The organism is Pseudomonas sp. zfem005, assembly GCF_032621735.1.
GTDB lineage: Bacteria > Pseudomonadota > Gammaproteobacteria > Pseudomonadales > Pseudomonadaceae > Metapseudomonas > Metapseudomonas solani.
In genome coordinates, this window is the sequence record NZ_JAVYJE010000001.1 from 769274 (window position 1) to 795860 (window position 26587).

Annotated in this window: 27 protein-coding genes; 23 read left to right on the forward strand and 4 right to left on the reverse strand. The window is 64.8% G+C overall.

Going from position 1 to position 26587, the window contains the following annotated elements; translation table 11 throughout:
- Positions 1-161: 161 nt before the first annotated feature.
- The 19 genes from mnmG to RTW82_RS03700 all read left to right on the forward strand — a co-directional run bounded on the left by mnmG (position 162) and on the right by RTW82_RS03700 (position 18542).
- Complete coding sequence (gene mnmG, locus RTW82_RS03610) at positions 162-2054, forward strand: tRNA uridine-5-carboxymethylaminomethyl(34) synthesis enzyme MnmG (protein ID WP_316924267.1); 1893 nt, start codon at positions 162-164, stop codon at positions 2052-2054.
- On the forward strand, positions 2054-2701 hold the full coding sequence (rsmG, locus tag RTW82_RS03615) for a 16S rRNA (guanine(527)-N(7))-methyltransferase RsmG (protein ID WP_021217142.1): 648 nt from the start codon (positions 2054-2056) through the stop codon (positions 2699-2701). The genes mnmG and rsmG overlap by 1 nt, the downstream gene beginning before the upstream one ends.
- A 15-nt stretch (positions 2702-2716) precedes the next feature.
- Positions 2717-3505 (forward strand): ParA family protein, encoded by a 789-nt coding sequence (locus RTW82_RS03620; RefSeq protein ID WP_021217143.1) that lies wholly within the window; start codon positions 2717-2719, stop codon positions 3503-3505.
- Positions 3506-3514: 9 nt separating this feature from the next.
- Positions 3515-4387 carry a ParB/RepB/Spo0J family partition protein gene (locus tag RTW82_RS03625; RefSeq protein WP_021217144.1) on the forward strand — a complete coding sequence of 291 codons (873 nt, stop codon included), beginning with the start codon at positions 3515-3517 and terminating at the stop codon, positions 4385-4387.
- Between the two features lie 147 nt (positions 4388-4534).
- Positions 4535-4942, forward strand: a complete 408-nt coding sequence (locus RTW82_RS03630; RefSeq protein WP_316924268.1) for a F0F1 ATP synthase subunit I — start codon at positions 4535-4537, stop codon at positions 4940-4942.
- A gap of 16 nt (positions 4943-4958) precedes the next feature.
- Entirely contained in the window at positions 4959-5828 is an 870-nt protein-coding gene (gene atpB / locus RTW82_RS03635; RefSeq protein WP_021217146.1) for a F0F1 ATP synthase subunit A, read from the forward strand.
- 190 nt (positions 5829-6018) lie between these two features.
- A complete protein-coding gene (gene atpE, locus RTW82_RS03640; protein WP_003457994.1) occupies positions 6019-6276 on the forward strand; it encodes a F0F1 ATP synthase subunit C in 258 nt (85 codons plus the stop codon).
- Between the two features lie 48 nt (positions 6277-6324).
- Positions 6325-6795, forward strand: coding sequence for a F0F1 ATP synthase subunit B (locus RTW82_RS03645; protein ID WP_021217147.1), 471 nt, complete (start codon positions 6325-6327; stop codon positions 6793-6795).
- Positions 6796-6807: 12 nt separating this feature from the next.
- Complete coding sequence (locus RTW82_RS03650) at positions 6808-7344, forward strand: F0F1 ATP synthase subunit delta (RefSeq protein WP_021217148.1); 537 nt, start codon at positions 6808-6810, stop codon at positions 7342-7344.
- Positions 7345-7365: 21 nt separating this feature from the next.
- A complete protein-coding gene (atpA, locus tag RTW82_RS03655) occupies positions 7366-8910 on the forward strand; it encodes a F0F1 ATP synthase subunit alpha (protein ID WP_021217149.1) in 1545 nt (514 codons plus the stop codon).
- A 50-nt stretch (positions 8911-8960) separates the two neighbouring features.
- Positions 8961-9821: a F0F1 ATP synthase subunit gamma gene (gene atpG, locus RTW82_RS03660; protein ID WP_021217150.1), complete on the forward strand. Its 861-nt coding sequence runs from the start codon at positions 8961-8963 to the stop codon at positions 9819-9821.
- 30 nt (positions 9822-9851) lie between these two features.
- Positions 9852-11228 (forward strand): F0F1 ATP synthase subunit beta, encoded by a 1377-nt coding sequence (gene atpD / locus RTW82_RS03665; protein WP_021217151.1) that lies wholly within the window; start codon positions 9852-9854, stop codon positions 11226-11228.
- A gap of 43 nt (positions 11229-11271) precedes the next feature.
- Positions 11272-11697: a F0F1 ATP synthase subunit epsilon gene (locus tag RTW82_RS03670; RefSeq protein ID WP_021217152.1), complete on the forward strand. Its 426-nt coding sequence runs from the start codon at positions 11272-11274 to the stop codon at positions 11695-11697.
- 99 nt (positions 11698-11796) lie between these two features.
- On the forward strand, positions 11797-13161 hold the full coding sequence (gene glmU / locus RTW82_RS03675) for a bifunctional UDP-N-acetylglucosamine diphosphorylase/glucosamine-1-phosphate N-acetyltransferase GlmU (protein WP_316924269.1): 1365 nt from the start codon (positions 11797-11799) through the stop codon (positions 13159-13161).
- A 116-nt stretch (positions 13162-13277) separates the two neighbouring features.
- The gene (locus RTW82_RS03680; protein WP_021217154.1) at positions 13278-14048 is read left to right on the forward strand and encodes a DeoR/GlpR family DNA-binding transcription regulator; all 771 of its coding nucleotides are present in this window, start codon (positions 13278-13280) and stop codon (positions 14046-14048) included.
- 11 nt (positions 14049-14059) lie between these two features.
- Positions 14060-15892 carry a glutamine--fructose-6-phosphate transaminase (isomerizing) gene (glmS, locus tag RTW82_RS03685; RefSeq protein ID WP_271659487.1) on the forward strand — a complete coding sequence of 611 codons (1833 nt, stop codon included), beginning with the start codon at positions 14060-14062 and terminating at the stop codon, positions 15890-15892.
- A 222-nt stretch (positions 15893-16114) separates the two neighbouring features.
- A complete protein-coding gene (locus tag RTW82_RS03690) occupies positions 16115-16900 on the forward strand; it encodes a DUF1190 domain-containing protein (protein ID WP_316924270.1) in 786 nt (261 codons plus the stop codon).
- 27 nt (positions 16901-16927) lie between these two features.
- A complete protein-coding gene (locus RTW82_RS03695) occupies positions 16928-17767 on the forward strand; it encodes a hypothetical protein (protein WP_316924271.1) in 840 nt (279 codons plus the stop codon).
- Positions 17757-18542: a hypothetical protein gene (locus tag RTW82_RS03700; protein WP_316924272.1), complete on the forward strand. Its 786-nt coding sequence runs from the start codon at positions 17757-17759 to the stop codon at positions 18540-18542. The genes RTW82_RS03695 and RTW82_RS03700 overlap by 11 nt, the downstream gene beginning before the upstream one ends.
- Here RTW82_RS03700 and RTW82_RS03705 read toward each other — a convergent pair.
- Together RTW82_RS03705 and folE2 are read right to left on the reverse strand one after the other, a co-directional pair.
- Positions 18510-19673 carry a glutathionylspermidine synthase family protein gene (locus RTW82_RS03705; protein WP_316924273.1) on the reverse strand — a complete coding sequence of 388 codons (1164 nt, stop codon included), beginning with the start codon at positions 19671-19673 and terminating at the stop codon, positions 18510-18512. The genes RTW82_RS03700 and RTW82_RS03705 overlap by 33 nt on opposite strands.
- A 222-nt stretch (positions 19674-19895) precedes the next feature.
- The gene (folE2, locus tag RTW82_RS03710) at positions 19896-20786 is read right to left on the reverse strand and encodes a GTP cyclohydrolase FolE2 (RefSeq protein WP_316924274.1); all 891 of its coding nucleotides are present in this window, start codon (positions 20784-20786) and stop codon (positions 19896-19898) included.
- Between the two features lie 75 nt (positions 20787-20861).
- Between folE2 and dksA the strand changes: the two genes are divergently transcribed.
- Genes dksA through RTW82_RS03725 form a run of 3 tightly spaced genes read left to right on the forward strand, consistent with a single transcriptional unit; the run spans position 20862 to position 23177 of the window.
- Entirely contained in the window at positions 20862-21278 is a 417-nt protein-coding gene (gene dksA, locus RTW82_RS03715) for an RNA polymerase-binding protein DksA (protein WP_111259210.1), read from the forward strand.
- Positions 21279-21327: 49 nt separating this feature from the next.
- Positions 21328-22533, forward strand: a complete 1206-nt coding sequence (gene zigA / locus RTW82_RS03720) for a zinc metallochaperone GTPase ZigA (protein WP_316924275.1) — start codon at positions 21328-21330, stop codon at positions 22531-22533.
- Positions 22533-23177: a DUF1826 domain-containing protein gene (locus tag RTW82_RS03725; protein WP_316924276.1), complete on the forward strand. Its 645-nt coding sequence runs from the start codon at positions 22533-22535 to the stop codon at positions 23175-23177. Before zigA ends, RTW82_RS03725 begins: the two co-directional genes overlap by 1 nt.
- A gap of 97 nt (positions 23178-23274) precedes the next feature.
- Here the strand turns inward: RTW82_RS03725 and RTW82_RS03730 are convergent, their stop codons facing one another.
- Complete coding sequence (locus tag RTW82_RS03730; protein ID WP_316924277.1) at positions 23275-23661, reverse strand: NADH:ubiquinone oxidoreductase; 387 nt, start codon at positions 23659-23661, stop codon at positions 23275-23277.
- Positions 23662-23743: 82 nt separating this feature from the next.
- On the opposite strand from RTW82_RS03730, the gene RTW82_RS03735 reads away from it, so the two are divergent.
- Positions 23744-24709 (forward strand): CobW-like GTP-binding protein, encoded by a 966-nt coding sequence (locus RTW82_RS03735; protein ID WP_316924278.1) that lies wholly within the window; start codon positions 23744-23746, stop codon positions 24707-24709.
- A 534-nt stretch (positions 24710-25243) separates the two neighbouring features.
- On the opposite strand, the gene RTW82_RS03740 is transcribed toward RTW82_RS03735, so the two are convergent.
- Positions 25244-26551, reverse strand: coding sequence for an MFS transporter (locus RTW82_RS03740; protein WP_021217435.1), 1308 nt, complete (start codon positions 26549-26551; stop codon positions 25244-25246).
- Positions 26552-26587 lie beyond the last annotated feature (36 nt).

Consider the following 26587-nt stretch of genomic DNA (forward strand, 5'->3'; position numbering starts at 1 on the left):
CGGGAAGCCAAAGCCGGTCGAACAGGATGTGGACAGGCGAAAGGGGAGTACACCGAACGGTTGGCTATTTTTTGTGCAAAAGGCTTCATTCACGGGGGGGAAGTCCCTATACTTGGCGCCTTCCCTATTTCCCCATTTACAGAACAGGCACGAGGTGCGTGGTGGATTTCCCTTCCCGTTTTGACGTGATCGTTATCGGCGGCGGCCATGCCGGCACCGAGGCTGCATTGGCAGCTGCGCGCATGGGGGTGAAAACCCTGCTGCTGACGCACAACGTCGAAACGCTCGGCCAGATGAGCTGCAACCCCGCTATCGGCGGCATCGGCAAAAGCCACCTGGTCAAGGAAATCGACGCCCTCGGCGGCGCGATGGCGACTGCCACCGACCTCGGCGGCATTCAGTTCCGTGTGCTCAACAGCCGCAAGGGCCCCGCCGTGCGTGCTACCCGCGCCCAGGCCGACCGCGTGCTGTACAAGGCGGCCATCCGCGAGATTCTCGAGAACCAACCCAACCTGTGGATATTCCAGCAGGCCTGCGATGACCTGATTGTGGAAAACGATCAGGTGAAAGGCGTTGTGACCCAGATGGGCCTTCGCTTCCACGCGGATTCCGTGGTGCTGACCACCGGTACCTTCCTCGGCGGACTTATCCACATCGGGCTGCAGAATTATTCAGGTGGCCGTGCCGGCGACCCGCCGTCCAACGCCCTGGCCAAGCGCATGCGCGAACTGCCCCTGCGTGTCGGCCGACTGAAGACCGGTACCCCGCCGCGCATCGATGGTCGTTCGGTGGATTTTTCGGTGATGACCGAACAGCCCGGTGATACGCCGATCCCGGTGATGTCCTTCCTTGGCAACAAGGAACAGCACCCGCGCCAAGTCAGCTGCTGGATCACCCACACCAACGCGCGCACCCACGAGATCATCGCCAGCAACCTCGATCGCTCGCCGATGTACTCCGGTGTGATCGAAGGCGTCGGCCCGCGCTACTGCCCGTCCATCGAAGACAAGATCCACCGCTTCGCCGACAAGGACAGCCACCAGGTGTTCCTCGAGCCGGAAGGCCTGACCACCCACGAGCTGTACCCCAACGGCATCTCCACCTCGTTGCCCTTCGATGTGCAGTTGGACATCGTCCGCTCCATCCGCGGCATGGAGAACGCCCACATCGTGCGTCCGGGCTACGCCATCGAGTACGACTACTTCGACCCGCGCGACCTCAAGTACAGCCTGGAGACCAAGGTCATCGGCGGGCTGTTCTTCGCCGGCCAGATCAACGGCACCACCGGTTATGAAGAAGCCGGTGCCCAGGGCCTGCTCGCCGGCGCCAACGCCGCGCTGCGCGCCCAGGGCAAGGAAGCCTGGTGCCCGCGTCGCGATGAGGCCTATATCGGCGTGCTGGTCGACGACCTGATCACCCTGGGCACCCAGGAGCCGTACCGCATGTTCACCTCGCGTGCCGAGTACCGGTTGATCCTGCGGGAAGACAACGCCGACCTGCGCCTGACTGAAAAAGGCCGCGAGCTCGGCCTGGTGGACGATCGCCGCTGGGCGGCGTTCGAAGCCAAGCGCGAAGGCATCGCCCTGGAAGAGCAGCGCCTTAAAAGCACCTGGGTGCGTCCCGGTACGCCCCAGGGCGACGCCATCGCCGAGCGCTTCGGCACGCCGCTGACCCATGAATACAACCTGCTCAACCTGCTCAGCCGCCCGGAGATCGACTATGTCGGCCTGGTGGAAGTGACCGGCAACGGCGCCGAAGACCCGCAGGTCGCCGAACAGGTGGAGATCAAGACCAAGTACGCCGGCTACATCGACCGCCAGCAGGACGAGATCGCCCGCCTGCGCGCCAGCGAAGACACGCGCCTGCCTGCCGACCTCGACTACGCGACCATCTCCGGCCTGTCCAAGGAGATCCAGCACAAGCTCGGCCAGGGCCGCCCGGAAACCCTCGGCCAGGCTTCGCGCATCCCCGGCGTTACGCCGGCGGCCATTTCGCTGCTGCTGATCCACCTGAAGAAACGCGGCGCCGGTCGCCAGCTGGAGCAGAGCGCCTGATGTCGCACGTCACCTCCCGCCACGCCGACGAACTGTCCCGTGGCGCCCAGCAGCTCGCCGTCGAACTTTCCCCCCGGCAGCACGAGCTACTGCTCGGCTACCTGGCATTGCTGATCAAGTGGAACAAGGCCTATAACCTGACCGCGGTGCGTGACCCGGACGAAATGGTTTCGCGCCACCTGCTCGACAGCCTCAGCGTGGTGCCATATGTGGCCGCACTGGGCGACAGCTGGCTCGATGTCGGCAGCGGTGGCGGCATGCCCGGCATTCCCCTGGCGATCCTGTTCCCCGAACGCCGTTTCACCCTGCTCGACTCCAACGGCAAGAAGACCCGCTTCCTCACCCAGGTGAAGCTGGAGCTCAAGCTGGACAACCTCGAAGTTATCCACAGCCGGGTCGAAGCCGTGCAGCCTGAGCGCCCGTTCGCCGGCATCATTTCCCGTGCCTTCAGCTCGCTGGAGGACTTCGCCAACTGGACCCGTCACCTGGGCGATGGCGAAACCCACTGGCTGGCGATGAAGGGCCTGCACCCCACCGACGAGCTGGTTGCACTGCCTGCGGACTTCCGCCTTGATGCGGAGCACGCCCTGGCGGTTCCCGGTTGCCAAGGTCAACGCCATCTGCTGATACTGCGCCGCACGGAATAAGGGGGAAAGGCAGCCATGGCTAAGGTATTCGCGATCGCCAACCAGAAAGGTGGAGTGGGCAAGACCACCACCTGCATCAACCTGGCGGCATCGCTGGTTGCGACCAAGCGCCGCGTGCTGCTGATCGACCTCGATCCCCAGGGCAACGCCACCATGGGCAGCGGCATCGACAAGCACGCCCTGGAAAACTCCATCTACGACGTGCTGATCGGTGAATGCGACCTGGCCGAAGCCATGCAATTCTCCGAGCACGGCGGCTACCAGCTGCTGCCGGCCAACCGCGACCTCACCGCCGCGGAAGTCGCCCTGCTGGAAATGAAGATGAAGGAAAGCCGCCTGCGCTATGCGCTGGCGCCGATCCGCGAGAACTACGACTACATCCTCATCGACTGCCCGCCGTCGCTGAACATGCTGACCATCAACGCCCTGGTCGCCGCCGATGGCGTGATCATCCCCATGCAGTGCGAGTACTACGCGCTGGAGGGGTTGTCGGACCTGGTCAACAGCATCCAGCGCATTGGCCAGCTGCTCAATCCGAGCCTGAAGATCGAAGGCCTGCTGCGCACCATGTACGACCCGCGCATCAGTCTCACCAACGACGTCACCGCGCAGCTCAAGGAGCATTTCGGCGACAAGCTCTACGACGCCGTCATCCCGCGTAACGTCCGTCTCGCCGAGGCCCCCAGCTTCGGCATGCCGGCACTGGTCTACGACAAGCAATCCCGTGGCGCCCTCGCCTACCTGGCGCTGGCTGGCGAGCTGGTTCGCCGCCAGCGTGCGAACGCCAAAACCGCTACTGCATAAGGAAACCGCATGGCAGCGAAGAAAAGAGGTCTGGGCCGTGGCCTGGACGCCCTGCTGGGCGGAAACACCGCGACCGTACTGCAGGAGGAGGCCGCCAAGGCCGACACCCGCGAACTGCAGAACCTGCCCCTGGAGCTGATCCAGCGCGGCAAATACCAACCCCGCCGCGACATGGACCCGACCGCCCTCGAAGAGCTGGCGCAGTCGATCCGTGCCCAGGGCGTCATGCAACCCATCGTGGTGCGTCCCATCGACGGTGGTCGCTTCGAGATCATCGCCGGTGAACGTCGCTGGCGTGCCAGCCACCAGGCCGGCCTGGATCGGATCCCCGCCCTGGTGCGCGAAGTGCCGGATGAAGCCGCCATCGCCATGGCGCTGATCGAGAACATCCAGCGCGAAGACCTCAATCCCATCGAGGAAGCCGTTGCCCTGCAGCGCTTGCAGCAGGAGTTCCAGCTGACCCAGCAGCAGGTCGCCGAGGCCGTCGGCAAATCGCGGGTGACCATCACCAACCTGCTGCGTCTGATCGCCCTCCCCGAGGAGATCAAGACCCTGCTTTCCCACGGTGACCTGGAAATGGGCCATGCCCGTGCCCTGCTCGGTCTGCCGGCCGAACAGCAGGTCGAAGGGGCGCGACATGTTGTCGCACGAGGCCTGACCGTGCGCCAAACCGAGGCACTGGTGCGGCAATGGCTGAGTGGCAAGGACAAAGCTGTCGAACCGGTCAAGGCCGATCCGGACATCAGTCGCCTCGAACAGCGCCTCGCTGAGCGGCTGGGCGCTCCGGTGCAGATAAAACACGGCCAGAAAGGCAAAGGTCAGCTGGTCATCCGCTACAACTCCCTCGACGAGTTGCAAGGCGTTCTGGCTCACATTCGCTGAAACATTTGACCATGTAGCGCGCGGTCGGAATTCACTACCCGGCAGTTGAATAGGGGGTATTCCACCCCTATACTCTGCGCGCAATTTTGTCGGCACAAACTATGCCAAGTTATTGATTCGAGGCGCCGACTCAGAGGACCCGCTGCGATGGATCTACGCATGCAAAACCGCCTGCCCTTCCATCGCCTTCCGGTATTCCCGGTGCTGCTGGTCCAACTGGTCGTGTTGCTGATCGCCGCTGTCGTTCTTTGGCTATGGCGCGATGGTGTAGCTGGTTACTCTGGTTTGTGCGGCGGCCTGATCGCGTGGGTGCCGAACCTGTATTTCGCCCACAAGGCGTTCCGTTTCAGTGGAGCGCGCGCGGCTCAGGCGATAGTCCGGTCTTTTTATGCCGGCGAGATGGGCAAGATGATTCTGACGGCGGTGCTCTTCGCACTGACGTTCGCAGGCGTGAAACCCCTGGAAGCACTGGCGGTATTCGGTGTCTTCCTGCTGACCCAGGCGGTCAGCTGGTTCGCTCCCCTGTTAATGAGAACAAGATTTTCGAAACCTTAGGGCGTTTGAGGCAAACATGGCAGAGCAAACCGCTTCGGGCTATATCCAGCACCACCTGCAAAACCTGACTTTCGGTAAACTGCCGTCCGGCGAATGGGGCTTCGCCCACACCGCCGAGCAAGCCAAGGAAATGGGCTTCTGGGCTTTCCACGTGGACACCCTGGGCTGGTCCATCGCCGTAGGCCTGCTGTTCGTGATCCTGTTCCGCATGGCGGCCCGCAAAGCCACCTCCGGCATTCCCGGTGGCCTGCAGAACCTGGTCGAAGTCATGGTCGACTTCGTCGACGGCAGCGTGAAGGACACCTTCCACGGCCGTAACCCGCTGATCGCCCCCCTGGCACTGACCATCTTCGTCTGGATCTTCCTGATGAACGCCATCGACCTGGTTCCGGTCGACTGGATTCCGGTCCTGGCGGCGAAGATCACCGGTAACGAGCACCTGTTCTTCCGTGCCGTACCGACCACCGACCCGAACGCCACCCTGGGCATGGCCCTGTCGGTGTTCGCGCTGATCATCTTCTACAGCATCAAGGTCAAGGGCATCGGCGGCTTCGTCGGCGAGCTGACCCTGCACCCCTTCGGCAGCAAGAACATCTTCGTTCAGATCCTGCTGATCCCCGTGAACTTCCTGCTCGAGTTCGTGACCCTGGTGGCCAAGCCGATCTCCCTGGCCCTGCGTCTGTTCGGCAACATGTACGCCGGCGAGCTGGTGTTCATCCTGATCGCCGTGATGTTCGGCGCCGGCATGATCCTGCTCAGCGGCCTGGGTATCGCACTGCAGTGGGCGTGGGCTGTGTTCCACATCCTGATCATCACCCTGCAGGCCTTCATCTTCATGATGCTGACCATCGTCTACCTGTCGATGGCGCACGAAGACAACCATTAAGAACGCAGCTCGTCCCTGATGTCCTTCTCCCTCGGGGGAAGGCGCCCGAAGGGCGGATGAGGGATGAGGTTCGAGATGGTCCCGCGCCAACCAGCGCGGGAATGCCCGAAAGGGCAGCTGGAAAGAAGACGATTTCGTTTTACCGCTTCACTTAAACCTTAACCAACACGACATAAAGTCGGGAGGAAAAATGGAAACTGTAGTAGGTCTCACTGCGATCGCCGTAGCTCTGCTGATTGGCCTGGGTGCCCTGGGTACCGCTATCGGCTTCGGTCTGCTGGGTGGCAAGTTCCTGGAAGGCGCCGCTCGCCAGCCGGAAATGGTCCCGATGCTGCAGGTCAAAATGTTCATCGTCGCCGGCCTGCTGGACGCCGTGACCATGATCGGCGTTGGTATCGCTCTGTTCTTCACCTTCGCTAACCCGTTCATTGCTCAGGTAGCCCAATAATCCTCTTTCTAGAGGATTGGACTGACAACGAACGAGCGAGGTGTTGGCGTGAACATTAATGCAACCCTGATCGGCCAGTCCGTCGCGTTCTTCATTTTTGTACTGTTCTGCATGAAGTTCGTGTGGCCTCCGGTCATCACGGCACTGCGCGACCGTCAGAAGAAGATTGCCGACGGCCTGGACGCTGCCAACCGCGCGGCTCGTGACCTGGAGCTGGCCCACGAAAAAGTGGCCCAGCAACTGCGCGAAGCCAAGACTCAGGCAGCTGAAATCATCGAGCAAGCCAAGAAACGCGGTACCCAGATCGTCGACGAAGCTCGCGATCAGGCCCGTGTAGAAGGCGAGCGCCTCAAGGCGCAGGCTCAGGCCGAGATCGAACAGGAACTGAACAGCGTCAAAGACGCGCTGCGCGCCCAACTGGGTAGCCTGGCCGTCGGCGGTGCCGAGAAGATCCTGGGTGCCACTATCGATCAAAACGCGCACGCGGAGCTGGTTAACAAACTGGCCGCCGAAATCTAAGCGAGGGCGATCATGGCAGAACTGACCACGCTGGCCCGACCTTACGCCAAGGCTGCTTTCGAGTACGCCCAGGCCCATCAGCAGCTGGCCGCCTGGTCGGCCATGCTAGGCCTGGCCGCTGCGGTGTCCCAGGACACCACCATGCAGCAGGTGCTCAAAGCCCCGCGTCTGACGAGCGAAGAAAAAGCCAACACCTTTGTCGAGGTGGTTGGTGAGAAGTTCGATGCATCGGTAAGCAATTTCATCCACGTGCTCTCCGAGAACAGCCGCCTCGTGCTGCTGCCGGAAATCGCCGAACTGTTCGAGCTGTACAAGGCCGAGCAGGAGAAGTCGATCGACGTGGAAGTCACCAGTGCCTTTGCATTGAACACAGAACAGCAAGACAAACTCGCCAAGGTTCTCAGCGCACGGCTCAGCCGGGAAGTGCGCCTGCACGCCGCGGAGGATGCCAGCCTGATAGGCGGCGTCGTCATCCGTGCCGGCGACCTGGTTATCGATGGCTCGGTTCGCGGCAAGCTCGCGAAACTGGCCGAAGCGTTGAAATCCTGAGTTTGAAGGGGCAGCAGAGCAATGCAGCAACTCAATCCGTCCGAAATTAGTGAAATCATCAAGGGGCGCATCGAGAAACTCGACGTGTCCTCCCAAGCCCGTAACGAAGGCACCATCGTCAGCGTATCCGACGGTATCGTGCGTATTCACGGTCTGGCCGACGCGATGTACGGCGAGATGATCGAGTTCCCCGGTGGCGTCTATGGTATGGCGCTGAACCTGGAACAAGACTCCGTGGGTGCCGTGGTACTGGGTAGCTACCTGACCCTCGCCGAAGGCATGAGCGCCAAGTGCACCGGCCGCATCCTGGAAGTACCGGTTGGTCCGGAACTGCTGGGTCGCGTGGTCGATGCCCTGGGCAACCCGATCGACGGCAAAGGCCCTCTGAACAACGTCGCTACCGACGCTGTCGAGAAGGTTGCGCCGGGCGTGATCTGGCGTAAGTCGGTCGACCAGCCGGTACAGACCGGTTACAAGTCCGTCGACGCCATGATCCCGGTAGGCCGTGGCCAGCGCGAGCTGATCATCGGTGACCGTCAGATCGGCAAGACCGCCCTCGCGGTCGACGCCATCATCAACCAGAAGAACAGCGGCATCCGCTGCGTCTACGTTGCCATCGGTCAGAAGCAATCGACCATCGCCAACGTCGTGCGCAAGCTGGAAGAGAACGGCGCCCTGGCCAACACCATCGTGGTGGCTGCCTCGGCTTCCGAATCTGCTGCGCTGCAGTTCATCGCACCGTACGCCGGCTGCACCATGGGCGAGTACTTCCGCGACCGCGGCGAAGACGCGCTGATCGTTTATGACGATCTGTCCAAGCAAGCCGTTGCCTACCGCCAGATCTCCCTGCTGCTGCGCCGCCCGCCGGGCCGCGAAGCCTACCCGGGCGACGTGTTCTATCTCCACAGCCGTCTGCTGGAGCGCGCTTCCCGCGTTTCCGAAGAGTACGTCGAGAAGTTCACCAATGGCGCCGTGACTGGCAAGACCGGTTCCCTGACCGCTCTGCCGATCATCGAAACCCAGGCCGGTGACGTTTCCGCATTCGTTCCGACCAACGTGATCTCCATCACCGACGGTCAGATCTTCCTGGAATCCGCCATGTTCAACTCGGGTATCCGTCCGGCCGTCAACGCCGGTATCTCGGTATCCCGCGTAGGTGGTGCAGCCCAGACCAAGATCGTCAAGAAGCTGTCCGGTGGCATCCGTACCGCCCTGGCCCAGTACCGTGAACTGGCGGCTTTCGCCCAGTTCGCCTCTGACCTGGACGAAGCGACCCGCAAGCAGCTGGAACACGGTCAACGCGTTACCGAGCTGATGAAGCAGAAGCAGTACGCGCCCATGTCGATCGCTGACATGTCGCTGAGCCTGTACGCGGCCGAACGTGGCTTCCTGCAGGACGTCGAAGTCGCCAAAGTCGGCGCCTTCGAGCAGGCCCTGATTGCCTACTTCAACCGGGATCACGCCGCTCTGCTGGCGAAGATCAACGAGAAGGGTGACTTCAACGACGAAATCGACGCTGGTCTCAAAGCCGGTATCGAGAAGTTCAAAGCCACCCAAACCTGGTAAGCCGCAGCGGGCGTCGCAAGACGCCCGCTTGCTAACCCGATAGGTGTCAAATGGCAGGCGCAAAAGAGATTCGCAGCAAGATTGCGAGCATCAAAAGCACGCAAAAGATCACCAGCGCCATGGAAAAGGTGGCCGTCAGCAAGATGCGCAGGGCTCAAATGCGCATGGCTGCCAGCCGTCCCTATGCGGAGCGTATCCGTCAGGTGATTGGTCATCTGGCCAACGCCAACCCGGAATACCGCCACCCGTTCATGATCGAGCGCGAAATCAAGCGCGTCGGTTATGTCGTGGTGAGCAGTGACCGTGGTCTGTGCGGTGGCTTGAACACCAACCTATTCAAGGCCCTGGTCAAGGACATGTCGGCGAACCGCGAGAAGGGCGTGGAGATCGATCTCTGCGTGATCGGCAGCAAGGGTGCGGCATTCTTCCGCAACTTCGGCGGCAACGTCGTCGCAGCCATCAGCCAACTCGGCGAAGAGCCTTCGATCAACGACCTGATCGGCAGCGTCAAGGTGATGCTGGATGCCTACCTGGAAGGTCGTATCGACCGTCTCTCGGTGGTTTCCAACAAGTTCATCAACACCATGACCCAGAAGCCCACCGTGGAGCAGTTGGTTCCGCTGGTGGCAGATGCCGACCAGGATCTCAAGCACCACTGGGACTATCTCTACGAACCCGACGCCAAAGAGCTGCTGGACGGCCTGATGGTGCGCTACGTGGAGTCGCAGGTGTACCAGGCGGTCGTCGAGAACAACGCAGCCGAACAAGCGGCGCGGATGATCGCGATGAAGAACGCCACTGACAACGCCGGTGACCTGATCAGCGAACTTCAGCTGGTCTACAACAAGGCCCGTCAGGCTGCGATCACCCAAGAGATCTCGGAAATCGTCGGCGGCGCTGCCGCGGTTTAAGAACGGTTCAAATATTCAGAGGACCAAATGATGAGTAGCGGACGTATCGTTCAAATCATCGGCGCCGTCATCGACGTGGAATTCCCGCGTGACCAGGTGCCGAACGTCTACGAGGCGCTGAAAGTTCAAGGCGCTGAAACCACCCTCGAAGTTCAGCAGCAGCTGGGCGACGGCGTGGTACGTACCATTGCGATGGGTTCGACCGAAGGCCTGAAACGTGGCCTGGACGTCGCCAGCACTGGCAAGGCCATTTCCGTACCGGTGGGCAAAGCGACCCTCGGCCGGATCATGGACGTGCTGGGCAACCCGATCGACGAAGCCGGCCCCATTGGCGAAGAAGAGCAGTGGGAAATCCACCGCGCTGCTCCGTCCTATGCCGAGCAGGCTGGCTCCAACGAGCTGCTGGAAACCGGTATCAAGGTCATCGACCTGGTTTGCCCGTTCGCCAAGGGCGGCAAGGTCGGTCTGTTCGGTGGCGCCGGTGTCGGCAAGACCGTAAACATGATGGAACTGATCCGTAACATCGCCATCGAGCACAGCGGTTATTCCGTGTTCGCCGGTGTGGGTGAGCGTACCCGTGAGGGCAACGACTTCTACCACGAGATGAAGGACTCCAACGTTCTGGACAAAGTGGCCCTGGTATACGGCCAGATGAACGAGCCGCCGGGCAACCGTCTGCGCGTTGCACTGACCGGCCTGACCATGGCCGAGAAGTTCCGTGACGAAGGCCGTGACGTTCTGCTGTTCGTGGACAACATCTACCGCTACACCCTGGCCGGTACCGAAGTGTCCGCGCTGCTGGGTCGTATGCCGTCCGCTGTGGGTTACCAGCCGACCCTGGCTGAGGAAATGGGCGTTCTGCAAGAGCGCATCACCTCTACCAAGACCGGTTCGATCACCTCGATCCAGGCCGTATACGTTCCTGCGGACGACCTGACCGACCCGTCCCCGGCGACCACCTTCGCCCACCTGGACGCCACCGTCGTTCTGTCCCGTGACATCGCGTCCCTGGGTATCTACCCGGCCGTGGACCCGCTGGACTCCACCTCTCGCCAGCTCGACCCGCTGGTGATCGGTCAGGACCACTACGACACCGCTCGCGGCGTCCAGTACGTTCTGCAGCGTTACAAGGAACTGAAGGACATCATCGCGATCCTGGGTATGGACGAACTGTCCGAAGCGGACAAGCAGCTCGTATCCCGCGCTCGTAAGATCCAGCGCTTCCTGTCCCAGCCGTTCTTCGTGGCTGAAGTATTCACCGGTTCGCCCGGCAAGTACGTCTCCCTGAAGGACACCATCGCTGGCTTCAAAGGCATCCTCAACGGCGACTACGATCACCTGCCCGAGCAGGCGTTCTACATGGTCGGCGGCATCGAAGAAGCCATCGAGAAAGCGAAGAAACTGTAACCCCCTGGGCGCCCGGCGACGGGCGCTTACGTGAGGCAAGCGTATGGCTATTACTGTCCATTGCGATATCGTCAGCGCCGAAGCGGAGATCTTCTCCGGTCTGGTGGAGATGGTGATTGCGCACGGCAACCTCGGCGATCTGGGTATCGCGCCGGGTCACGCCCCGCTGATCACCGACCTCAAGCCGGGCCCGATCCGCTTGGTGAAGCAGGGTGGCGAGGAGGAGGTGTACTACATCTCCGGTGGTTTCCTCGAGGTGCAGCCGAACATGGTGAAGGTCCTGGCCGACACCGTTCTGCGCGCCGGCGACCTGGACGAAGCTGCTGCTCAGGAGTCCCTGCGGGCTGCTGAAAAGGCTCTGAACGAGAAGGGTGCGGAGTTCGATTACTCCTCCGCCGCTGCTCGCCTGGCCGAGGCTGCTGCCCAGCTGCGCACCGTCCAGCAGATCCGCAAGAAGTTCGGCGGCTAACCCCGCGCTCTTCATCGCAAGCGAGTAAAAGGGTAGCCTTGGCTACCCTTTTTCTTTTCCGGCAGTGCCGGTTATCCACAGGCTCGGAAGCTCCCCTCCATGTCACTCGATATCGTCATCCTCGCCGCTGGCCAGGGCACCCGCATGCGTTCGGCCCTGCCCAAGGTCCTCCACCCCATCGCCGGCAAGGCCATGCTCGGCCACGTCATCGACAGCGCGCGCAAGCTGCAGCCCCAGGGCATCCACGTGGTGATCGGCCATGGCGCCGACACGGTGAAGGAACGACTGGCAGCGGATGACCTCGGTTTCGTGATCCAGGCCGAGCAGCTGGGGACCGGCCACGCCGTCGCCCAGGCCCTGCCGCAGCTCAGCGCCGAGCGCGTGCTGATCCTCTACGGCGACGTGCCGCTGATCGAAGTGGAGACCCTGGAGCGCCTGTTGCAGAAGGTCGGCCCCGAGCAACTCGCGCTGCTCACCGTCGAGCTGGACGACCCCACCGGCTACGGCCGCATCGTGCGTGACGAGCAGGGCGTGGTGAAGGCCATCGTCGAGCACAAGGACGCCAGCCCCGAGCAGCGTCTCATCCGTGAAGGCAACACCGGCATCCTCGCCGTGCCGGGCAAGCGCCTGGCCGACTGGCTGGGCCGCCTTTCCAACAACAACGCCCAGGGCGAGTACTACCTCACCGACGTCATTGCCATGGCCGTGGCCGATGGCCTGGTGGTCGCCACCGAGCAGCCCCAGGACGCCATGGAAGTGCAGGGCGCCAACGACCGCATCCAGCTTTCCGAGCTCGAGCGCCACTACCAGAAGCGCGCCGCCCGCCGCCTCATGGCCCAGGGCGTCACCCTGCTGGACCCGGCGCGCTTCGACCTGCGCGGCGAGGCCTCCGTCGGCCGCGACGTGTTCATCGACGTCAACGTGATCCTCGAAGGTCGCGTGGTGATCGAGGACAACGTGCAGATCGGCCCCAACTGCGTGATCAAGGACAGCACCCTGCGCCGTGGCGCCATCGTCAAGGCCAACAGCCACCTGGATGGCGCCGAAGTGGGCGAGGACGCCGACTGCGGCCCGTTCGCCCGCCTGCGCCCGGGTGCGGTGCTGGGGGCCAAGGCCCATGTGGGTAACTTCGTCGAGATCAAGAACGCCGTCCTCGGCGAGGGCGCCAAGGCCGGCCACCTCAGCTACCTGGGGGATGCCGAGATCGGCGCGCGCACCAACATCGGTGCCGGCACCATCACCTGCAACTACGACGGCGCCAACAAGTCCCGCACCGTCATGGGCGAGGACGTCTTCATCGGCTCCAACAGCGCCCTGGTCGCCCCGGTGACCCTGGGCGACGGCGCCACCACCGGTGCCGGCTCCACCATCACCCAGGACGTGCCCGCCCACGCCCTGGCGGTCGGCCGCGCCAAGCAGCGCAACATCGAAGGCTGGAAACGCCCGGTGAAGCTGAAGAAATAAGCCTGTGGATAACTGCAATAGGCGGCCTGTGCCGCCTTTTGTCATTTTCGGTCTTGACGCAAAAGCTTCGTTGAGTTTTGATTCGCACACTTTTTCTTTCGAATCGAAACTTAAGCATGTCGAAGCGCAATACGCCGCAACGTCGCCACGCCATCCTCGCCCTCCTGGCCGAGCAGGGCGAAGTCAGTGTCGACGCGCTCGCCAAGGGTTTCGCCACCTCGGAAGTCACCATCCGCAAGGACCTCGCCGCCCTCGAGGCCAACGGCCTGCTGCTGCGCCGCTACGGCGGCGCCGTGCCGGTGCCTCAGGAGTTCATGGTCGAGGCCAGCCAGCCGGTCTCCCGCTACAAGCAGGCCATCGCCCGGGCGGCCGCCGACCGCATCCGCGAACATGCGCGGATCATCGTCGACAGCGGCAGCACCACCGCCGCGCTGATCCCCGAGCTGGGCCACCGCCCCGGCCTGGTGGTGATGACCAACTCGCTGAACGTCGCTACCGCCCTGCGCGACCTGGAACAGGAACCCGTGCTGCTGATGACCGGCGGCACCTGGGACCCGCACTCCGAGTCCTTCCAGGGCCAGGTGGCCGAGCAGGTCCTGCGCTCCTACGACTTCGACCAGCTGTTCATCGGTGCCGACGGCATCGACCTGGCCCGTGGCACCACCACCTTCAACGAACTGCTGGGCCTGTCGCGGGTCATGGCCGAGGTCGCCCGCGAGGTGATCGTCATGGTCGAGGCCGACAAGGTCGGGCGGCGCATCCCCAACCTGGAGCTGCCCTGGAGCAGCGTCCATACCCTGATCACCGACGAGCGCCTGCCCCAGGACGCTCGCCAACAGATAGAAGCGCGCGGCATCACCCTGGTCTGCGCGCCTGTGGATAACTGAGGAGAAAACTTATGTGTGGCATCGTCGGCGCAGTGGCTGAACGGAATATCACCGCCATCCTCGTGGAAGGCCTCAAGCGTCTCGAATACCGCGGTTACGACAGCGCCGGCGTCGCCGTGCTGGACAACGAAGGCGTGCTCCAGCGCCGCCGCCGCGTCGGCAAGGTCAGCGAGCTGGAACAGGCCCTGGCCGAGCAGCCCCTGGTCGGCCGCCTCGGCATCGCCCACACCCGCTGGGCCACCCATGGCGCGCCCACCGAGCACAACGCCCACCCGCACTTCTCCGGCGACCTGGCCCTGGTGCACAACGGCATCATCGAGAACCACGAAGCGCTGCGCGCCCAGCTCAAGGGCCAGGGCTACGTGTTCACCTCCGACACCGACACCGAAGTCATCGTCCACCTGCTGCACCACACCCTGGGCGAGGCCGGCGACCTTGCCGCCGCCCTCAAGGCCGTGGTCCCGCAACTGCACGGCGCCTACGGCCTGGCGGTGATCAACCGCGCCCAGCCCGACCGCCTGCTGGCCGCCCGCAGCGGCAGCCCCCTGGTGATCGGCCTCGGCCTGGGCGAGAACTTCCTCGCCTCCGACCAACTGGCCCTGCGCCAGGTCACCGACCGCTTCATGTACCTGGAGGAGGGCGACATCGCCGAAATCCGCCGCGACAGCGTGCAGGTCTGGGACCAGCAGGGCAACGCGGTGCAACGCGAGGCCGTGCAGTACCACGAAGGCGCCGAAGCTGCCGACAAGGGCGAGTACCGCCACTTCATGCTCAAGGAAATCCACGAGCAGCCCAAGGTCGTGCAGCGCACCCTGGAAGGCCGCCTGGGCTCCGACCACGTGCTGGTCCAGGCCTTCGGCCCGCAAGCCGCCGAGCTGTTCGCTAAGGTGCGCAACGTGCAGATCGTCGCCTGTGGCACCAGCTACCACGCCGGCATGGTCGCCCGTTACTGGCTCGAAGAGCTGGCCGGCATCCCCTGCCAGGTGGAAGTGGCCAGCGAGTTCCGCTACCGCAAGGTCGTGGTGCAGCCCGACACCCTGTTCGTCACCATCTCCCAGTCCGGTGAGACCGCCGACACCCTGGCCGCCCTGCGCAACGCCCGCGCCGGTGGCTACCTGGCTAGCCTGGCCATCTGCAACGTCGGTACCAGCTCCCTGGTGCGTGAGTCCGACCTCACCTTGCTGACCCTCGCCGGCCCCGAGATCGGCGTCGCCTCCACCAAGGCCTTCACCACCCAACTGGTAGCCCTGCTGCTGCTCACCCTCAGCCTCGGCCAGGTGCGCGGCACCCTGGCCAAGGCCGAGGAAGCGCGCCTGGTCGAAGCCCTGCGCCGCCTGCCGACCCACCTGGGCGAAGCCCTGGCCATGGACAAGACCGTGGAGAAGGTCGCCGAGCTCTTCGCCGAGAAGCACCACACCCTGTTCCTCGGCCGTGGCGCCCAGTACCCGGTGGCCATGGAGGGTGCGCTCAAGCTCAAGGAGATCTCTTACATCCACGCCGAGGCCTACCCGGCCGGCGAGCTCAAGCACGGCCCCCTGGCCCTGGTGGATGCGGACATGCCGGTGGTCACCGTCGCGCCCAACAACGAGCTGGTGGAAAAGCTCAAATCCAACCTGCAGGAAGTGCGCGCCCGTGGCGGCCAACTGGTGGTCTTCGCCGACCGCGAAGCCGGCATCGACAACGGCGAGGGCACCCACGTGGTGGCCATGCCGCACATCCTCGACGCCCTGGCACCGATCCTTTACACCCTGCCGTTGCAGTTGCTGTCCTACTACGTCGCCGTGCTCAAGGGCACCGACGTCGACCAGCCGCGCAACCTGGCCAAGTCCGTCACTGTGGAGTGACGGGCGGCCCGCAAGGCGTCAGCGGCGGGTTTCCGGCCGCGGGTGCCTTGGCGGGGCGAGGCACGCACCTCGGTTTCCCAGGGGCGGGCAAGCCGATCGGAACGCCCTGTGCCTTGGGCGGTGCACACCCTTCGGGACTGGATCACATCCTGTTCGAAGGCGGTTGACCCGAGGGAGGCGTCACTTTCTAATCCGCAGCTCAATCTTGAACATGGACCGTTTATGTCTTCCGGCGACGCCGCCTCGGCCCCTGCTGCCGCCTCTTCCGCCCCTGTACCTGCCTCCGTCCGCCGGCAGAAGCGCGCCGGCTTGCTCACCCTCAGCCTCATGGGCGCCACTCCCCTCGTCCTGCTGGCCTGGGACCCGATGTACCGTGACGTGCGGGTCTTCGACAGCCTGGCGGTCTGCGAACAGGGCACCACCCTGACCGCCGAGCAATGCCTGCGGCTGCGCGACGAGGCGTTCCGTCGCACCGTCCTTATGGCGCCGGTCTACACCAGCTTCCTGGCCTGTGAGCGCGACTTCATTCGCATCAATGCCGACTGCAAGGTTGGCGAGTGGTGCGAGGCCGACGCCGTGCAGAGCTGCACACAGGGCGACGATGGCCTGGCCCGCCCCCAGCCGGTGGCGTTCCTGGTCAGCGATGCCCTGGTCAGGCGCCTGCGCAGTGGTGAACCGGAGGATTGGAGCGAGGTCGGCCTCGATGAACTGCAGCCGGTCTTCGGCATGAGCGAAGACACCCTCTATGGCAGCGGCAGTAGCACCAGTGGCCATTACGGTGGCTACTACGGCGGTGGCGGCCGCAACCTGCACTTGTTCACCAGCCAGGGCCAATACCTGGGGGATGAGCGCACCCGCCAGGCCAGCGTGCATCGCAGCCAGTTGCAGGCGTCCGGTTATGCCCAGCAGTTCCAGAGCGGGCAATTGCCGACGCGCCTTCAGGGCGTTGCCAGTCGCGGCGGGTTCGGCTCGACGGCCCGCAGCAGCCTGGCCATGGCCAGCGGGTAACCGATCATGTGGATACGGATTGGCCTAGTGCTTGGTTGTCTCTTCGGCAACTCGATTGCCCAGGCAGCAGGCCTGGATAGCAGCATTGGCGAGGCCGATGCACGTCTCGAGGAACTGCGCCGGCTCATCGCCGAAAAGCCCGACCGGCTGCGGGTGCGCCTGCCGAACAGTCGCGAATGGCAGAGCCTGGAGTCCCTCGGTCTTGCCCCTACCTGCCGGGCGCCCGTGCTGGTGCGTCTTGCGGCCCCTTTGCGGGCGTTTACGCAGTGCGGCGGCATAGAGGTGACCGAGGAAGGCGTGAGGTGGATGACGACCTCGATCTTCTGGACCCATGACCGTACCTGGGAGCATGGGCGGATGCTGCACATGCAGGTCAGGAGTTTCGCCCGTCAGGGCAGACCCACCGATGACGTCGACCTGCGCGCCGAGTCGCCACTGGTCAAGGCCCTGGTGGACGCCAGGCCGCTCGAACTGGAAAAGCTCGCCGAGCTCTGGGTGACCCTGCGGCAGCAACCGTTGCCGGCCCGACCGGATGGCCAGTGGGGGGCCAACGAGTCCTGGCCCACCGGCCTGCTGGCGTTGCATACCGATGGGCGGATCAAGCTGGCCGGCTCGAACCTGGCGGGCTTGCATGCCTGGCAGGCCTGGTGGGCGAGCCAGCCTCGGACCGATAACGTCGCTGCCCTGGTGGGGGTCGACCTGCAGCTGGGAGGCAAGTCCCCGGCCTTGCAGTTGGGCGAGTTCACGCTGGGCCAGACGCCCTTTGCGGTGGTGGTGTTGCCGGCTGACCAGCAGCCCCGCGATGAGCCTGCGCTGTGGCGTGATGACAGTTGGCAATTGCTGATGGTGCGCACCGATGGCAAATGAATACCTGAAAGCAACCCTGGTGGCCGAAAATGGCGGCCCGCTCGACGTGTCGGAGCCTCGCATCGTGCGCGTCGACCCGGCCAGCGGCAGTGCCATGCTGATCGGCGCCACCCATGGGTTGACCCTGATGCTGGGCTGTATGACGCCGCTGGTGATCGGCCTGATGTTCGCCGCGCAGCTGGCCTGTGACCTGTCGCCTTGGCCCGTGGGCAACTACGAGCTGACGTTGCTGGTCTGGACCGTCCTTTGGTTGGCTTTCCTGGGCTACAGCCTGTGTTGCGGCAGCTACATGGAGACCTACCTGTTCAACCCGCAGCAGCGGCGGCTGTGGCACCTGAACAGTGGCGAGGTGCTCGACCTGAAGGCACTGGCCGAGCTGGCACGCGCCCGCCAGAAGCCAGCAGATGCCGCCGTGACCGACGCGTCACCGCAGGAGCGCCTGTTGCCCATGGCCGCCGAGCGGCTGCTGGGGATCAACTGGCAACGGTTGCAGAAGCTTCAGCCCTACAGACCCAGCCCATTGCGCGCCTACCTGCGCAGTTTCTGGCCCGTGGACGCCTGGTGGATCGCGGGGGTAACGGTGGGCACCTGCCTGCTGGTCATCCTGCTGGTCGTTGGCTCGCTCGCCGGCCTGCTCCTCGCTGTAATGGCGCTGGCTGCCGCCTGGCTGGCCAGCGCCCTGGCCGGTTTCTGCCTGCAGCATCAGGCACCGAGGCGGGCCGAGGCCCTGCTGCGCGGGCGTTCAATCGAGGATGTAGTGCGGAACGAAGCGTGAGCTGTCCTGGGTGATGGCGCTGCGGTCCTCGCGAATGCCCATGCCTACGGGCCGGCCGCCGACCAGCCAGCTGCCGATGATGGGGTGCTCCCCGCCCATGCAGGGCGGCGGACACCAGCTCTGCAGAATCGCCGGCCCCTGCTCGTAGGGGCCGGGCGTCGCCAGCTCCACACCGCCTTCGCTTTCCACCTGGATGTTCGCCCCCTCGCGGGAGAAGAACGGCTTGCGCACCCAGCGCGGGCCCAGCGGCGCCGCATCCGGCTCATCGGCGAAGCAGGCCGGGATCAGGTTGGGGTGGCCGCGATGGCGTTGCCAGAGCAGCGGCAAGATCGCCTTGTTCGACAGCAGGGTCTTCCAGGCGGGTTCGATGAAGCGCGTCCGGCTGTGGGCCAGGTGGTGGGCGAAGTCCTCCTCCAGCAGCCACTCCCAGGGGTAGAGCTTGAACAGCTGGATGATCGGCTGGTCGTGCAGGTCGACGAAGCCCTTGCCGGGTACGTGGCCGATGTCGTCGATGTGCAGCAGATGGGGCAGCAGGCCAGCCTGGTTGGCACAGTCGGCCAGGTAGGTGACGGTGCCCTCGTCCTCGATGTGGTCGCGGCAGCAGGCCAGGTGGAAGGGCTCACCCGCCAGGCCGATGCGCCGCAGGCGCTCGACCAGCGCATCCTGGATGAGGTTGAACTGATCGGCCCGCTCCGGCAGCACGCCACGCTCGCGGCACTGTTCCAGCCATACCCACTGGAAGAAGGCCGCCTCGTAGAGGCCGGTCGGGGTATCGGCGTTGTACTCGTAGAAACGCGCCGGGCCCTGGCCGTCGTAGGTCAGGTCCATGCGCCCGTACAGCGCCGGCTCGCGTGTACGCCAGCTGTCGCGGATCAGCGTCCAGTGCGCCTCGGGCACCGCCATGCGCCGCAACAGGGCTTCGCTCTCCACAGCATCTTCCACCAGGGCCAGGCACATGGCCTCCAGCTCGGCGCTGGGTGCCTCGATGTCGTCCTCGATCTGCTGCAGGCTGAAGCGGTAGCAGACGCTTTCATCCCAGTAGGGTTCGCCGCCGATGGAGTGGAAGTGGAAGCCGAGTGCCGCGGCTTGTTCGCACCAGTCGTGGCGCGGCGTGATGGGGTGCCGATGCATGGAACGTCCGTGTACCGCCAGGAAAATGGAGCGCCATTCTAGCGGCCAGCCAGGGCCTTGGTTGTTGATGGAGGCAGCAACCCGGTGAGGCATCCTTGTCGGCGTGCCTGCCGCAGGCTTCACCGCCGAGCTCGCCAGCGTCGGATGACCCGCAAATGGGGCGCTCATTGGGATGTCAGTCGGATTGCGTCGCGAGGCCAGGCGCCGGGCGGGGAAGGGGGCTCAGGTCCAGAGCCAGTGGATTTCCGCCACTGCGTCGTGGGCGTGCAGGCTTTCCTCGTGCTCCACGCGGACCTTGAACGCGGCCAGGTCCGGTAGCGCCCGCAGGGGCTCGGCCAGGCGCCGCGCGGCGTCCTCGCAGAACATCAGGTTGTGGCCATTGGCCAGCGCGAATGCCTGCTCGTCGGCACGCTTCACGGCTGTCTGCAGGGCCGTGCCCAGGGCGGCTTCGCAGCGGTCCACCAGCTCGATCCAGCCCGGCGCCCGCAACGGGTCCGCTGGGCGCAGCCAAAGCCGCGCCTTGCTGCGCTGGCTGTGGGGAGTGGCGGGCATGGCGGCTTCGCTGCCCAGCCATTCATGCAGTGCTTCCCAGGTGGGTGCTTGCCCGGCGAAACGTTCACTGAAGGCGCGCTGGGCCATCTGCCGTGACAGCGCCGCCGAGCACGGGCAGGTGGAGGAGTAGCCCAGTTCCAGCATGAGTTCCACGTGAAACCCCCTTGGATCGAGGCTGAGCGCGATTTCGAAGGGGTAGGCCTTGTGCCCCGACAGTGGGCTGACCAGTGCCACGCGCCTGAGCAACAGCTCGCCCGCCACCCTTAGATGCGCGGAGAGGGAGAGATTCTGGTGGCTGTCGAGGAAGCCCTGAAGCAGCGCCTGCAGGGCCGGGAGGGTCAGTTCCTCGCCGGCCAGGGCTTCCAGCGCCAGGTACAGCCGTGACATGTGGATGCCGCGTACGCCCGGGGTGTCGAGGCTGACACTGGCCTCCACTCGCGCTTGCACGGCTTGCCCGGCCACCTGCAATGGGAGACGGATGCCGGCCATGCCGACGCGGTCCAGCGGTGCGAGGGTCGCGTGGGTCTGGCTGGCCACGTCGGGTAGGGAGAGGTCGTTCATCGTCGGGCTCAGCTTGCGGAGAAAGTGATATGTTATGTTATAACACTTGAAAATCAAGCCGCCCTTGCCAAAGCCATGCACCTCATCACCAGCGAAGACGACCTGCTCAGCCAACCGGCCGAGCAGTACATGGACGACGCCCAGCAAGCTTTCTTCCAGCGCCTGCTGGAGGCCCAGCGGGACGATCTGCGCACGCGTGTCGACAACGAAATGATCGAGCTGCGGGAGATCGAGCCCGCCAGCGACGACGTCGACGTGGCCTCCCTAGAAGAACAGCGCCAGTGGCAACTGCGGCGCCTGGAGCGGGAAAAGAAGCTGCTGGACAAGATCGACAGCGCCCTGGGCCGCCTGGCCCGTGGCGAATACGGCTGGTGCCGGGAGACCGGCGAGCCCATCGGCCTGCGCCGCCTGCTGTTGCGGCCTACCGCCGAGCTGTGCATCGAGGCCAAGGAGCGCCAGGAACAACGCGAGCGCCACCGGCGCGACGCCTGATATCCACAGAGCGGCCACCCGAGCCGCCCAGCCTGAACCGGAGAACCCCATGACCGCCCGACTCCCCGTCACCCTGCTTTCCGGCTTCCTCGGCGCCGGCAAGAGCACCCTGCTCAACCACGTGCTGAAGAACCGCGAAAACCTGCGCGTCGCCGTGATCGTCAACGACATGAGCGAAATCAACATCGACGGCAGCGAGGTGCAGCGCGACGTCAGCCTCAACCGCGCCGAGGAGCGCCTGGTGGAGATGAGCAACGGCTGCATCTGCTGCACCCTGCGCGAAGACCTGCTGGAAGAGGTCAGCCGCCTCGCCGGCGAAGGGCGCTTCGACTACCTGCTGATCGAATCCACCGGCATATCCGAACCGTTGCCGGTGGCGGAGACCTTCACATTCCGCGACGAGCAGGGCCAGAGCCTGTCCGACCTGGCGCGGCTGGACACCCTGGTCACCGTAGTCGACGGCGTGAACTTCCTGCGTGACTTCCACGAAGCGCAAAGCCTCGCCAGCCGTGGCGAAACCCTGGGCGAGGAAGATGAGCGCTCCATCACCGACCTGCTGATCGAGCAGGTGGAGTTCGCCGACGTCATCCTCATCAGCAAGATCGACCTCATCAGCCAGGCCGAGCGCGAGGAGCTGACCGCCATCCTCAGCCGCCTCAACACCCACGCCGAGATCCTGCCCATGAGCATGGGCCAGGTGCCGCTGGAGAAGATTCTCGACACCGGCCGCTTCGACTTCGATCGTGCCGCCGAAGCCCCCGGCTGGCTCAAGGAGATGCGCGGCGAGCACGTGCCGGAAACCGAGGCCTATGGCATCGCCTCCACCGCCTACCGGGCGCGCCGGCCCTTCCACCCCGAGCGCTTCCACGCATTCCTCAATCGTGAATGGAGCAACGGCCGGCTGCTGCGCTCCAAAGGCTTCTTCTGGCTGGCCAGCGCCTGGCGCGAGGCGGGCAGCTGGTCCCAGGCCGGCGGCCTGATGCGCTACGGGCATGCCGGGCGCTGGTGGCGCTTCGTGCCGCGCGAGCAGTGGCCGACGGACGAAGACGGCTTGGGCGCGGTGATGAAGCACTGGGATGCGGAGGTGGGCGATTGCCGCCAGGAGCTGGTGTTCATCGGCCAGGGCATCGACTTCGAGCGGCTGCACGCCGAGCTGGACGCCTGCCTGCTGGATGCCACCGAGATGGCCCAGGGCGTGGAGGGCTGGGCGCGCCTGCCCGACCCCTTCGGCGGCCTGGTCGGGGAGGCCGCCTAATGCAAGCCCTGGCCTTGCGCCCCCAACCTCGGGTGGCGACCAGCGACAACCTGGCAGTGTTGAGCGAAGCGCTGCACGACGAGGTCAACCTCGCCGTGTGGGAGCGCCGCCTGCCCCTGCACATCAGCGACTACGCCCAGTGCCTGCTGGGGCTCGGGGAGCCGCTGAGCGAATCCCTGACCCTGGAGCTGCCAGACCCTGAAGCCACCCTCGACCTGGACAGCCTGGCCCGGCGCTTCGCCGACATCGACGGACATGCCGCCTTCCTCGCCGACGTCGCCTGGCTGGTGCGCGCCTTCGCCTGTCTGCTGGATGCGCGGCGCATCGGCCTGCGCCTGCGCCGCCTGGACCGCGCCATGTGCCCGCGCTACCACGTCGACCATGTACCGCTGCGGCTGATCACCACCTATGCCGGTGTGGGCAGCCACTGGCTGCAGGAAGGGCAGATGCCACGCAGCCGCCTGGGCGACCCCGCCGCCGAGCCGAAGGCCGTGCCGGCCGGGCAGACCCTGGCGCCGGGTCATGTTGCGTTGTTCAAGGGCGAAAAGTGGCTGGGCAACGAGGGGCGAGGGGTTATCCACAGGTCGCCCGACGTCATGCCGGGTGATGCGCGCCTGCTGCTGACCTTGGACTGGCTGGCCTGACGAGGCGCTCCGCAGCGCGAAAAAAAGGGCCACCCGAAGGCGGCCCTGTATCACCGAGGCCCTGCCGGCTGGGCCGGTACGGGCGAGGTACCCAAGGCTATTGCACACCCTGGCTGTTACCGGCTGATGACGAGGAGCTTTCCCAGGTTCCCTTGCTCTGCCCCTCGCAGAAGGGCTTGAGGTAGCGCGCGTCGGTGACCACGCCGTAGTAGTGGATGTCCTGGCGGTAGGCGATGTTGCTCACCTGGGCGTTGCTGCACACGCCGAATGCACCGCTCGGGCACTGGTCGGCGTAGCTCACCTCCACCTTCTGCCCGGGCATCTGCGGCTTGCAGAAGCCGTCGCGGAACAGCTGCGGCGGGATGCTGCGGTTCTGCTGGCAGACCTTCACATCGAGCTGGTCGCTCTGGCTGTGGACGATGCAGGCCTCGGCCAGCGCATCGGCGGACAGGACCAGCAGCAGGGGCAGTAGGCAGAGACGCATGAACGCAGGACCTCGGGAAATTAATGGGCGCGACTCTAGCACGAGGCTTTATTCCGAACCCGTGACGCAGCACCATAGCGCGATGCTTGCCCATATCCCCACCCACCTGGTGGCCGGCCCCCTGGGCGCCGGCAAGACCAGCCTCATCCGCCACCTCCTGGCGCAGCGCCCCAGCGACGAGCACTGGGCGGTGCTGATCAATGAGTTCGGCCTGGTCGGCCTGGATGCCGCGCTGCTGGAAACCGGCGACGACGGCATCGCCCTGGCCGAGGTGGCCGGTGGCTGCCTGTGCTGCGTCAACGGCGCGCCCTTCCAGGTCGGGCTCGGTCGCCTGCTGCGCAAGGCCCGGCCGGACCGACTGTTCATCGAACCGTCTGGCCTCGGCCACCCCGCCGAGCTGATGCGCCAGCTGCGCGAGCCGCCCTGGGAAGGCGTGCTGGCCCTGCAGCCGAGCCTGCTGGTGCTGGACGCCGCCGCCCTGGCCCGTGGCGATGCCCTGCCCGACAGCCAGCGCGATGCCCTCGAGGGCGCCGGCCTGCTGGTGCTGAACAAGGCCGAGAACCTCGACGCCGATAGCCGCCAGCGAGTGGCCGAGCAACTGCCGGCGCTGCCCCTGAGCTGGACGGTGCAGGGCCGCCTGCCCCTGGCCGACCTGCCAGGGCTCGAGGCCAGGGCCGGTGCCGCTGTGGATAACCCGGCCCTGCCCGCTGGTCAGGCGGCTCCGCCCGCGCTGTGGATAAACCCCGGGCAGCCCATCATCCAGGCACAGGGTGCGGCGGATGGCTGGACCATCGGCTGGCGCTGGCACCCCTCGCAGACCTTCGAGCTGATGCGCGTGCAGCTGTGGCTGGCAAGCCTCGGCTGGCGCCGCGCCAAGCTGGTTATCCACAGCAACGCCGGCTGGCTGTCCGGCAATGCCCTGGACGGCGCGCCGCTTCACTGGCAGGCCAGCGAATGGCGCAAGGACTCGCGGCTGGAGCTGATCTTCTCCACGCCCCAGGACGAGGACGCGCTCAAGGCTGGATTCGAAGCCTGTCGGCTGACTTGAGCCGGTGTTGATTCAGTGTCTGGCTGATTATCGAGTTCTGCTGAAGGTTCCTGTTTCGCCTTGCCGGGCGAGTCTCTTTCTTCAGTCGTCGGGATGCCGAACCACAAGAAAGAAACCAAAGAGGCTTGCCCCATCATCCGGCCCCGGCTTCGCCGTGGTTCCCTCACTCCATCGCCGTTACTCGCTACGCTCGCCCTTCGGGCCGCACTGAAGTGCGTTCGCCGCAAGCGTCGTCTGGGGGCCGGCGCGATGGGCCATCCATGGCCTGGCGCGCCTCTCGCGGCATCCATGCCGCTCGTCCCCCGGCGCAACGACTGCGTTCGGCCTCCTGGAGGGGCGTTGGCGGCTGCTCCAACTTTATCGCTAACTCTTCAGGATGCTGTGCGCTTCGGCATTCTCGATAACACGGGAAAAGCCAGACCGAAGGTCTCAAGGCGTTATGGGGACACAAACGAAAACGGGCCCTCACGGGCCCATCTTCGGGAATAAAACGGCTACGGATTAGCGCAGCCAGAGCCACGGGGGCTCAAGGGATCAATCGTCGTTCATCCGCGAGTGGGTGCGGGTGTCCTTCATGAACACGTACACCAGCAGCGAGCAGGCGATGCAAGCAGTTACGTACCAGTAGAAGCCGCTCTCCATGCCGATGCTCTTGAACCACAGCGCCACGTACTCGGCGGTGCCGCCGAAGATGGACACGGTCAGCGCGTAGGGCAGGCCCACGCCCAGGGCACGGATCTCGGTGGGGAACAGCTCGGCCTTCACCACGGCGTTGATCGAGGTGTAGCCGCTGACGATGATCAGCGCCGCCATGATCAGGAAGAACGCGCCCCACCAGGTATCGATGGTGTGCAGGGTGCTGAGGATCGGGTAGGTGAACAGGGTGCCCAGCACGCCAAAGGCGATCAGGATCGGACGGCGGCCGACCTTGTCCGAGAGCGCGCCCACCAGGGGCTGCAGCAGCATGAACAGGAACAGGGTGGCGGCCGAGATCATGGTCGAGTCGTTCTTGCTCATGCCGACCGTGTTGACCAGGTATTTCTGCATGTAGGTGGTGTAGGTGTAGAAGGCCAGGGTGCCGCCCATGGTCAGGCCGATCACGGTGAACACTTCCTTGGGGTGGCGCATCAGGGTGCGCAGCAGGCTTTCCTTCGGCTTGTCCTTCTTCTTGGTGAAGGACTCGGTCTCTTCCATGCCGCGACGCAGGAACATCGCCACGACCGCGCACAGGGCGCCGATGAAGAAGGGCACACGCCAGCCCCAGCTTTCCAGCTGCTCGGTGGTGAGGGTCTGCTGGAGGATGATCAGCACCGCCAGGGCGATGAGCTGGCCGGAGATCAGGGTCACGTACTGGAAGCTGGAGAAGAAGCCGCGACGCTCCTTGGTCGCCATCTCCGACAGGTAGGTGGCCGAGGTGCCGTATTCGCCACCGACCGACAGGCCCTGCAGCAGGCGGGCGACCACCAGCAGGATGGGCGCGGCGATGCCGATGGTTTCATAGCTGGGGGTCAGCGCGATGATCAGCGAGCCGAAGCACATCAGCAGGACCGAGGCCAGCAGCGCGGCTTTGCGGCCCTTGCGGTCGGCGTAGATGCCCATAAGCCAGCCGCCGATCGGGCGCATCAGGAAGCCCACGGCGAAGATCGCGGCGGTGTTCAGGAGCTGGGCGGTCAGGTCGCCCTGGGGGAAGAAGGCCTTGGCGAAGTACAGCGAGAAGGCGGCGTAGACGTACCAGTCGTACCACTCGACCAGGTTGCCCACCGAGCCGCTGAAAATGGATTTGATGCGTTGCGAGGTGGTGCGGGGTGCTGCTGAGGCAGTCAGGGTGCTGGTGCTTTCCATCGTGTTTCCTCGAGTCATAGTTGTTGTTGTAGGCAC

Bases quoted from the DNA above. Each gene is read 5' to 3' on its own strand.
- rsmG (WP_021217142.1), top strand. From the start codon at position 2,054: ATGTCGCACGTCACCTCCCGCCACGCCGACGAACTGTCCCGTGGCGCC.
- RTW82_RS03620 (WP_021217143.1), top strand. From the start codon at position 2,717: ATGGCTAAGGTATTCGCGATCGCCAACCAGAAAGGTGGAGTGGGCAAG.
- RTW82_RS03625 (WP_021217144.1), top strand. From the start codon at position 3,515: ATGGCAGCGAAGAAAAGAGGTCTGGGCCGTGGCCTGGACGCCCTGCTG.
- RTW82_RS03630 (WP_316924268.1), top strand. From the start codon at position 4,535: ATGGATCTACGCATGCAAAACCGCCTGCCCTTCCATCGCCTTCCGGTA.
- atpB (WP_021217146.1), top strand. From the start codon at position 4,959: ATGGCAGAGCAAACCGCTTCGGGCTATATCCAGCACCACCTGCAAAAC.
- atpE (WP_003457994.1), top strand. From the start codon at position 6,019: ATGGAAACTGTAGTAGGTCTCACTGCGATCGCCGTAGCTCTGCTGATT.
- RTW82_RS03650 (WP_021217148.1), top strand. From the start codon at position 6,808: ATGGCAGAACTGACCACGCTGGCCCGACCTTACGCCAAGGCTGCTTTC.
- atpA (WP_021217149.1), top strand. From the start codon at position 7,366: ATGCAGCAACTCAATCCGTCCGAAATTAGTGAAATCATCAAGGGGCGC.
- atpG (WP_021217150.1), top strand. From the start codon at position 8,961: ATGGCAGGCGCAAAAGAGATTCGCAGCAAGATTGCGAGCATCAAAAGC.
- atpD (WP_021217151.1), top strand. From the start codon at position 9,852: ATGAGTAGCGGACGTATCGTTCAAATCATCGGCGCCGTCATCGACGTG.
- RTW82_RS03670 (WP_021217152.1), top strand. From the start codon at position 11,272: ATGGCTATTACTGTCCATTGCGATATCGTCAGCGCCGAAGCGGAGATC.
- glmU (WP_316924269.1), top strand. From the start codon at position 11,797: ATGTCACTCGATATCGTCATCCTCGCCGCTGGCCAGGGCACCCGCATG.
- RTW82_RS03680 (WP_021217154.1), top strand. From the start codon at position 13,278: ATGTCGAAGCGCAATACGCCGCAACGTCGCCACGCCATCCTCGCCCTC.
- glmS (WP_271659487.1), top strand. From the start codon at position 14,060: ATGTGTGGCATCGTCGGCGCAGTGGCTGAACGGAATATCACCGCCATC.
- RTW82_RS03690 (WP_316924270.1), top strand. From the start codon at position 16,115: ATGTCTTCCGGCGACGCCGCCTCGGCCCCTGCTGCCGCCTCTTCCGCC.
- RTW82_RS03700 (WP_316924272.1), top strand. From the start codon at position 17,757: ATGGCAAATGAATACCTGAAAGCAACCCTGGTGGCCGAAAATGGCGGC.
- RTW82_RS03705 (WP_316924273.1), bottom strand. From the start codon at position 19,673: ATGCATCGGCACCCCATCACGCCGCGCCACGACTGGTGCGAACAAGCC.
- folE2 (WP_316924274.1), bottom strand. From the start codon at position 20,786: ATGAACGACCTCTCCCTACCCGACGTGGCCAGCCAGACCCACGCGACC.
- dksA (WP_111259210.1), top strand. From the start codon at position 20,862: ATGCACCTCATCACCAGCGAAGACGACCTGCTCAGCCAACCGGCCGAG.
- zigA (WP_316924275.1), top strand. From the start codon at position 21,328: ATGACCGCCCGACTCCCCGTCACCCTGCTTTCCGGCTTCCTCGGCGCC.
- RTW82_RS03725 (WP_316924276.1), top strand. From the start codon at position 22,533: ATGCAAGCCCTGGCCTTGCGCCCCCAACCTCGGGTGGCGACCAGCGAC.
- RTW82_RS03730 (WP_316924277.1), bottom strand. From the start codon at position 23,661: ATGCGTCTCTGCCTACTGCCCCTGCTGCTGGTCCTGTCCGCCGATGCG.
- RTW82_RS03735 (WP_316924278.1), top strand. From the start codon at position 23,744: ATGCTTGCCCATATCCCCACCCACCTGGTGGCCGGCCCCCTGGGCGCC.
- RTW82_RS03740 (WP_021217435.1), bottom strand. From the start codon at position 26,551: ATGGAAAGCACCAGCACCCTGACTGCCTCAGCAGCACCCCGCACCACC.